The organism is Methyloglobulus sp. (assembly GCF_046714055.1).
In the GTDB taxonomy this organism is placed as follows: domain Bacteria; phylum Pseudomonadota; class Gammaproteobacteria; order Methylococcales; family Methylomonadaceae; genus Methyloglobulus.
In genome coordinates this window covers 1-5,692 of sequence record NZ_JBKKBJ010000037.1, presented here as the reverse complement: position 1 = coordinate 5,692, position 5,692 = coordinate 1, and the positions used below count along the sequence as shown (strand labels likewise).

At 46.8% G+C, this 5,692-nt stretch carries 8 protein-coding genes; 3 read left to right on the top strand and 5 right to left on the bottom strand.

What is annotated here, in order from left to right; all coding sequences use genetic code 11:
- Positions 1–287: 287 nt before the first annotated feature.
- A complete protein-coding gene (locus ACLQ6D_RS02210; protein ID WP_411725624.1) occupies positions 288–503 on the top strand; it encodes a TA system antitoxin ParD family protein in 216 nt (71 codons plus the stop codon).
- Complete coding sequence (locus tag ACLQ6D_RS02205) at positions 500–778, top strand: type II toxin-antitoxin system RelE/ParE family toxin (protein WP_411725623.1); 279 nt, start codon at positions 500–502, stop codon at positions 776–778. The genes ACLQ6D_RS02210 and ACLQ6D_RS02205 overlap by 4 nt, the downstream gene beginning before the upstream one ends.
- Positions 779–844: 66 nt before the next feature.
- Here the strand turns inward: ACLQ6D_RS02205 and purM are convergent, their stop codons facing one another.
- Positions 845–1,888, bottom strand: a complete 1,044-nt coding sequence (gene purM, locus ACLQ6D_RS02200; RefSeq protein ID WP_411725622.1) for a phosphoribosylformylglycinamidine cyclo-ligase — start codon at positions 1,886–1,888, stop codon at positions 845–847.
- A gap of 136 nt (positions 1,889–2,024) precedes the next feature.
- Here purM and ACLQ6D_RS02195 point away from each other — a divergent pair, with 136 nt between their 5' ends.
- On the top strand, positions 2,025–2,597 hold the full coding sequence (locus ACLQ6D_RS02195; RefSeq protein WP_411725621.1) for a hypothetical protein: 573 nt from the start codon (positions 2,025–2,027) through the stop codon (positions 2,595–2,597).
- 100 nt (positions 2,598–2,697) lie between these two features.
- On the opposite strand, the gene ACLQ6D_RS02190 is transcribed toward ACLQ6D_RS02195, so the two are convergent.
- From ACLQ6D_RS02190 to ACLQ6D_RS02175, 4 genes are read right to left on the bottom strand one after another with little or no spacing between them, the layout of a single operon-like run.
- Positions 2,698–3,162: a nucleoside deaminase gene (locus tag ACLQ6D_RS02190; protein ID WP_411725620.1), complete on the bottom strand. Its 465-nt coding sequence runs from the start codon at positions 3,160–3,162 to the stop codon at positions 2,698–2,700.
- 11 nt (positions 3,163–3,173) lie between these two features.
- Complete coding sequence (metA, locus tag ACLQ6D_RS02185; RefSeq protein WP_411725619.1) at positions 3,174–4,238, bottom strand: homoserine O-succinyltransferase MetA; 1,065 nt, start codon at positions 4,236–4,238, stop codon at positions 3,174–3,176.
- A gap of 22 nt (positions 4,239–4,260) precedes the next feature.
- Positions 4,261–5,100 carry an ATPase gene (locus ACLQ6D_RS02180; protein ID WP_411725618.1) on the bottom strand — a complete coding sequence of 280 codons (840 nt, stop codon included), beginning with the start codon at positions 5,098–5,100 and terminating at the stop codon, positions 4,261–4,263.
- Positions 5,101–5,113: 13 nt separating this feature from the next.
- Positions 5,114–5,413: a DUF6763 family protein gene (locus ACLQ6D_RS02175; RefSeq protein WP_411725617.1), complete on the bottom strand. Its 300-nt coding sequence runs from the start codon at positions 5,411–5,413 to the stop codon at positions 5,114–5,116.
- Positions 5,414–5,692: the final 279 nt, after the last annotated feature.

The window sequence follows — 5,692 nt, the reverse complement described above, 5'->3', positions numbered from 1 at the left end:
CATCAATTACAACTTCAACCCCAAATTACGCGCTATTGGACGCCTACCGCCTTTCGAGGCTATACTCAACTTTTACCAGAAAATGCCTACTATTTTTACTATTAAACCAGACCACTTAATAGTGGGACTAAACAAGTAGTTGCCTATATTTCTGGCCAGAGAGTAGGCAATGGTACGGTAACCAAGGCAACAGTTCTATACCTTAGCTTACGTAGGTTTCTTTTTACAACCTTATGCTGTATAGTGACGCCTTTCCTGCCTGTTAAAGTTAATAAGGAGTGGTGTTTATGGCGACTGTTAAGTTATCCGACGATTTTATTGATGCCGCAAAAGCAACGGCAATTGCTATGCACAGGTCGGTACCCAAGCAAATAGAACATTGGGCACGGTTAGGAAAGATAGCGGAAGAAAACCCGGATTTACCGATTGGCTTTGTAAAAGATGTTTTAATTGGCTTACAAGAAGTTGAGGTTGGCGATGTCGCCGAGTATGAATTCGGATGAAGGTTTTACAGAGCGGCCACTTTACCCGGGCAATTAAAAGGCTGCATCCCCAAGAAAAAGTGGTTTTAGATAATGCGGTCAAAGCGTTGATAGAAAATCCGGAAGCTGGAGTTTTAAAAATAGGTGATCTTTCTGGCGTTCGAGTTTATAAGTTTAAAGTTAACTTGAACAGGATGCTTTTGGCCTATCTATACAATAAAGATATTGATACGCCCACTTTATTGGCTTATGGCTCTCATGAGAATTTTTATCGAGATTTAAAGAAATTAACATAAGCCATGGCTACCTAGATTTATCATCCCCGACCAACCACAGCATGTGATCTACCGTATTTTCTCGGTTTATCGATAACTGACTCGCGACTTACCTTCCGATTCAACCAGCTCACCCAGCGGAAACGCAGTCTCACCCGACCTCTCCAGATACCTAAGCGCAGCATTTTCATGTTCTTCCGGGACAACGATTATCATGCCTACGCCACAGTTAAAAGTCGTCAGCATATCGGCTAGTGATACCTTACCTTGCTGTTGTAACCATTTGAAAATGAGTGGAAATTCCCAAGAAGAAAGGTTGATCTGTGCACAGATGCCTGTGGGCAGCACTCTAGGTAGGTTTTCGGTGATGCCGCCGCCAGTGATATGGGCTAAGGCATGTACAGGTACTTGATCTAACAGTGATAACAAGGATTTGACATAGATTCTGGTGGGCTCAAGCAGCACTTTTCCTAAAGTGCTTCCGTCAAACGGGTCGGACAATGCGGCATTGCTGTGAGCCAGTATTTTGCGGATTAAGGAATAACCATTTGAATGCGGCCCAGAGGAGGCTATGCCGATAAGCCTGTCGCCTGCCTTGACCTTGCTGCCGTCAACTATTTTGCTTTTTTCGACGATGCCCACGCAAAAACCGGCCAGATCGTACTCGCCATCGGCATACATACCAGGCATTTCAGCGGTTTCGCCTCCCACCAGCGCCGCCCCTGCCAGTTCACAGCCTACGCCTATCCCTTCGATAACGGAGGCGGCGGTATCAACATCCAGTTTTCCGGTGGCAAAATAATCCAGGAAAAATAACGGCTCTGCGCCTTGCACGATGATGTCGTTAACACACATCGCAACCAAATCAATGCCCACCGTGTTGTGGATGCCTGATACAATCGCCAGTTTTAGTTTGGTGCCTACGCCATCTGTGCCGGAAACCAGGATGGGGTTCTGGTAGCGATCTAAAGGCAGTTCAAACAGCGAGCCAAAGCCGCCCAAACCAGCTAAGACCCCAGCAGTCCGGGTTTGCGCTGCGATAGGTTTGATCCGCTCAACTAATTCATTGCCAGCGGCAATATCGACACCGGCGCTTTTGTAATTCAGGCTGTCTTGATTTTGTTCGCTCAATGGTGGTTCTCTTGCTAAAATTGCGTGGGCTGGTATTGTACAAGACAACATAAAACAAAAGAAAATAATCAAAGCGGCTTTGCCTTATAGTTCGGGGCAAAACAATTATCAAAGATCGACACACGACGGGGGATGGATGATGAAACTAGATACCATATTCAAAAGTTTAACGCTGGTTGCAGTGGCTATGTCCAGTATTGAAGCGCTGGCCTACAGTGATGCTAAAGAAAAAGAGAGATGCAGAAATCCAAAAGTCCAGGAATTTACGCTGCCGGAATATAAAGTACCGGACAAGAAGGAAGTTCCACCTGAGACCGAGTTTAGCTTTGTCGTATCAGAATGGGCAAATCCTAAAAAATTCAAATTAACAGGCAAAGACCTGGACATTCCATTTACTGTTCAAAGCAGCGAGACTTACCATAAGGTCAAGGCCAAATTACCGCCAGAGTTTACCGGAAAATCCGTTCGTATTAGCGCCCGTATTCCGGCGATTTTAGGGTGCTACTCGACAATCGGTTGGTTGATTAAAGTGGCGGATAAGCCCAAAGTGCTTGATGTGCCAAAACCAGCGGAAACGGTTGCCCCAACAGGTGCTAGTGTAGCTGCACCTGCACCTGCCGTTCAGAATGGAGTGGCGCCTCCTGCGAGTGCAACGCAACCGCCAAAAAAAGTAGAAAATATACAAAACATTCAAGATATACAGAATTAGTGGCGGTTCTTCAAGCCAAGCCCAGCACCGGCCTATAAAAATGTTGGGTTGTGCCAAACAAGTAGGCAGGCAGCCTACCTGACTAAGCTTGATTGTCCTTTCAGTACGGTATTTTGTCAGCTTTCTGGTTCCAGATATCAAATGGCTTCCGTGCATTAGGCAGATCGATATGCAGCATGGGGATACGACGGTGTTGAGGCAACAAGTTAATTTCATCATAGATAAAGCTGTCATCAAAGTTGGCAGCGGCTGCATCAAAGCGATTGCAGGCATAATAAACCGTATCTAGCCTTGCCCAGTAGATCGCGCCCAGGCACATGGGGCAAGGCTCACAACTGGTGTATAGCACACAACCAGTCAGCCGAAAATCGTTAAGCTGCATGCAAGCTGCCCTAATCGCCATAATCTCGGCATGTGCCGTGGGGTCGATGGCGCTGGTGACCTTGTTGGCGCTGGCGGCAATGACGCGATTGTCCTTGACGATGACTGCACCATACGGCCCACCCTCTCCATCGGCATTATCCGCCGCCAATTGCAGCGCCTGTTGCAGAAAGGTTTCGTGCATTTATGCTTGACCTATAAATTCAGCGGATTGTTTGGATCAATGCCTTCCATGAACGGCAAACGCCGGTCTTGGTTGGTGAGTTGGTAGATTTTCCCCAGCCAGTTATTGAAGACGGCTTTTGCGGTATCGCGCCAGGTGTTGTCAATGTGTTCCAATATCAGATGTTCAGGGAATTCTTCAAGTTTGGTGCCGGTTTGTTTGGCATGTTTGACGTGTTGTTCATAAGCTAAGAAAACTTGCTGGGCGGCAACATTAAAATAATTTTCCGGAAAGGGCGGATAGGCGTCCAGTTCTCCCCCGTAAAAGCGCAACACTTCACGTTTGTATTCTTTTAGCAAACTAATGTCATCGTATTCCGGATGGCCTTGGAAGAACACGGTACGGAATCCGTCGGGGCTAACGGCCAAGTGTACGCCCGCTTCTTTGCTGGCGACCAATACTTTAAGCCCATGCTTTTCCATGTCGCTTTGAAATATTTCGTTGAAGCGGGAGTGCGGCACATCAAAGCGCGTGTTGATTTCAGCAACCAGGGGATGTGTCCGGTTGAAAGTTTTGTGTGCATACACCCCCCAGCGCTTTTTGCCTATGGGAGTGCGTTTAATACCATAGCTATATTGGATTAAAGCATGGGTAGCAAGGCATGAGCAGAGCACCGAGGTGACATTTTGTGTGGCCCAGGAAAAAACCTCGGTTAACGGTTGCCAAAAATCTTCCTCAGCCAGTTTTATGCCGACGACATTAGCGCCGCTTATTATTAGGCCGTCAAGGCCATCTTGTTTGATCTGGTCGAATGACTCGTAATATTTTTCGATATGCGCTTGGGTTTCTGGGCTTCTGGTCAACCCTTCTACCGTAAACAAGTGTACGTGGAATTGCACAATCTGGTTACAAGCCCCCAGCAGCCGGAGGAATTGCCTTTCCGTCGCTTCCAGCGCAGCATCCGGCATCATGTTCAGCAGGCCGATGTGCATTTCCCGAATATCCTGATTGCTGGCGCGTACCGGGTCTAATATCTCCTCGCCTTCCTCCTGTAAACGGCGGAATGTCGGCAAATTCGTGTGTGCAACTAAAGGCATAATCAGTAACGTTAATGGGAACTTAGTGGCTTAATGCCTGTGCAACAAGGTGGATAAAATCGTCTTCGTTATTCACATTGGCGGCATCGTTTGCATCAATTGTGTAACCGTATCGGTCGGCAATGGCCTGGTAGCGGGGCAACCTCGACTTAAATAACTCTGGGAACACCCATGTCACAAATTCGTCAGGTGGAATGCTGCTTGGGGTTGCGTAGCTTTTCAACTGCAAATACTCTGCCAGCTTGTCTTCGAGAAAAGCTTCCCGGTAATAAAGCGGCTTGGGGTCGGTTTTGGCACGTTCGACAATGGTTTTCTCCAGGGCGGACGGTATATTGATATAGATGATTAGCGTATGCTGTGCCAGTGTGTCCAACACATCTTGGCTATCCAGTTCGCAAACACTGCCACCGGCATCATTGATAAAGTGCTTATAACCATAAATGTCTTCGGCCTTATCAATAAATTCGGGCACATCTTTCATCGCCGCAACTTCTGCTTGGTGATGCAACTTTTGACGGCGCTTGAACTCTTGTAGCGATAACCCGTTCAATTCAGGGTTGCCCAGTTTGCCGAGAAAGCTGGACACTGGCGCAAGATTATCAACCGTTATTTTGTTGCTGATATGGATGGAGTCGGAAAGCAACAAATTACGCAGAAAAGGCATGTGCATGGCTTCGCGTTTAATGTTGTCCAGGATCGGCTCTTCCAGATATTTTGTGCCTATCCGGTAATCCCCGGAATAATGAAACCACTTGGCCTTGGGCAATTTATTTGCAAGCGTTGTCTTCCCAGCGCCGGACATCGCCAACAGGGTAATCCGTTTTGATGGCCAGTCCAGGAACTCCTGGGCGCTCATTTTCATGTCTTGTCCCTAATTAATCCAAATAGTCTTCAATATCCACGTCTTCAAGGTTAGGCCTGTGTTCATCAGTGTCAGAATACCCTAGGTCGTCACTTTCAATGTCGTCGAAGGGAGCGCTCCAATCTTCAGGATCTTCGATGTACTCGAAAGTTGATCCGTACCAGCTTTCCTGGTCGTACTCGCCTATGTCGCCGTTCAGGTACTGGACTTCAATCGAATCGCTGTCATCTTCAATGTTGATGACTTTAAACTTCAGGTTGTTTTCTAAATCTTTGTACCAACTGCCAATGATGGGGTCTGCTATGGTTGTCATGATAATTACCTCGATGTTTTAAAACAGGGATTGAGATGGGGGTATGAGCAGATAGCGGTCAGTAAAAAAAGCGCACTCAAATTTTATGATCGGGGATTGATGGTTTTCCAATTATCCCTATCATACCCGCCTTGCCTGTCTTGCAAAGCCAATTAACGTTCTTGTTCGTGATAGTTATAGAGGATGTCCTGCTTTCTTGCAAGAGTTTGCTGTGCTACGATGCTGGCGTATTTTAAATTGTAGCGGGAGTACTTAAGCCATGCAGGAAATATTGATTGG

Coding starts and splice junctions, on each gene's coding strand:
- ACLQ6D_RS02190 (WP_411725620.1), bottom strand. CDS start 3,162: ATGCACGAAACCTTTCTGCAACAGGCGCTGCAATTGGCGGCGGATAAT.
- ACLQ6D_RS02195 (WP_411725621.1), top strand. CDS start 2,025: ATGATGAAACTAGATACCATATTCAAAAGTTTAACGCTGGTTGCAGTG.
- ACLQ6D_RS02205 (WP_411725623.1), top strand. CDS start 500: ATGAAGGTTTTACAGAGCGGCCACTTTACCCGGGCAATTAAAAGGCTG.
- ACLQ6D_RS02180 (WP_411725618.1), bottom strand. CDS start 5,100: ATGAAAATGAGCGCCCAGGAGTTCCTGGACTGGCCATCAAAACGGATT.
- ACLQ6D_RS02175 (WP_411725617.1), bottom strand. CDS start 5,413: ATGACAACCATAGCAGACCCCATCATTGGCAGTTGGTACAAAGATTTA.
- metA (WP_411725619.1), bottom strand. CDS start 4,238: ATGCCTTTAGTTGCACACACGAATTTGCCGACATTCCGCCGTTTACAG.
- ACLQ6D_RS02210 (WP_411725624.1), top strand. CDS start 288: ATGGCGACTGTTAAGTTATCCGACGATTTTATTGATGCCGCAAAAGCA.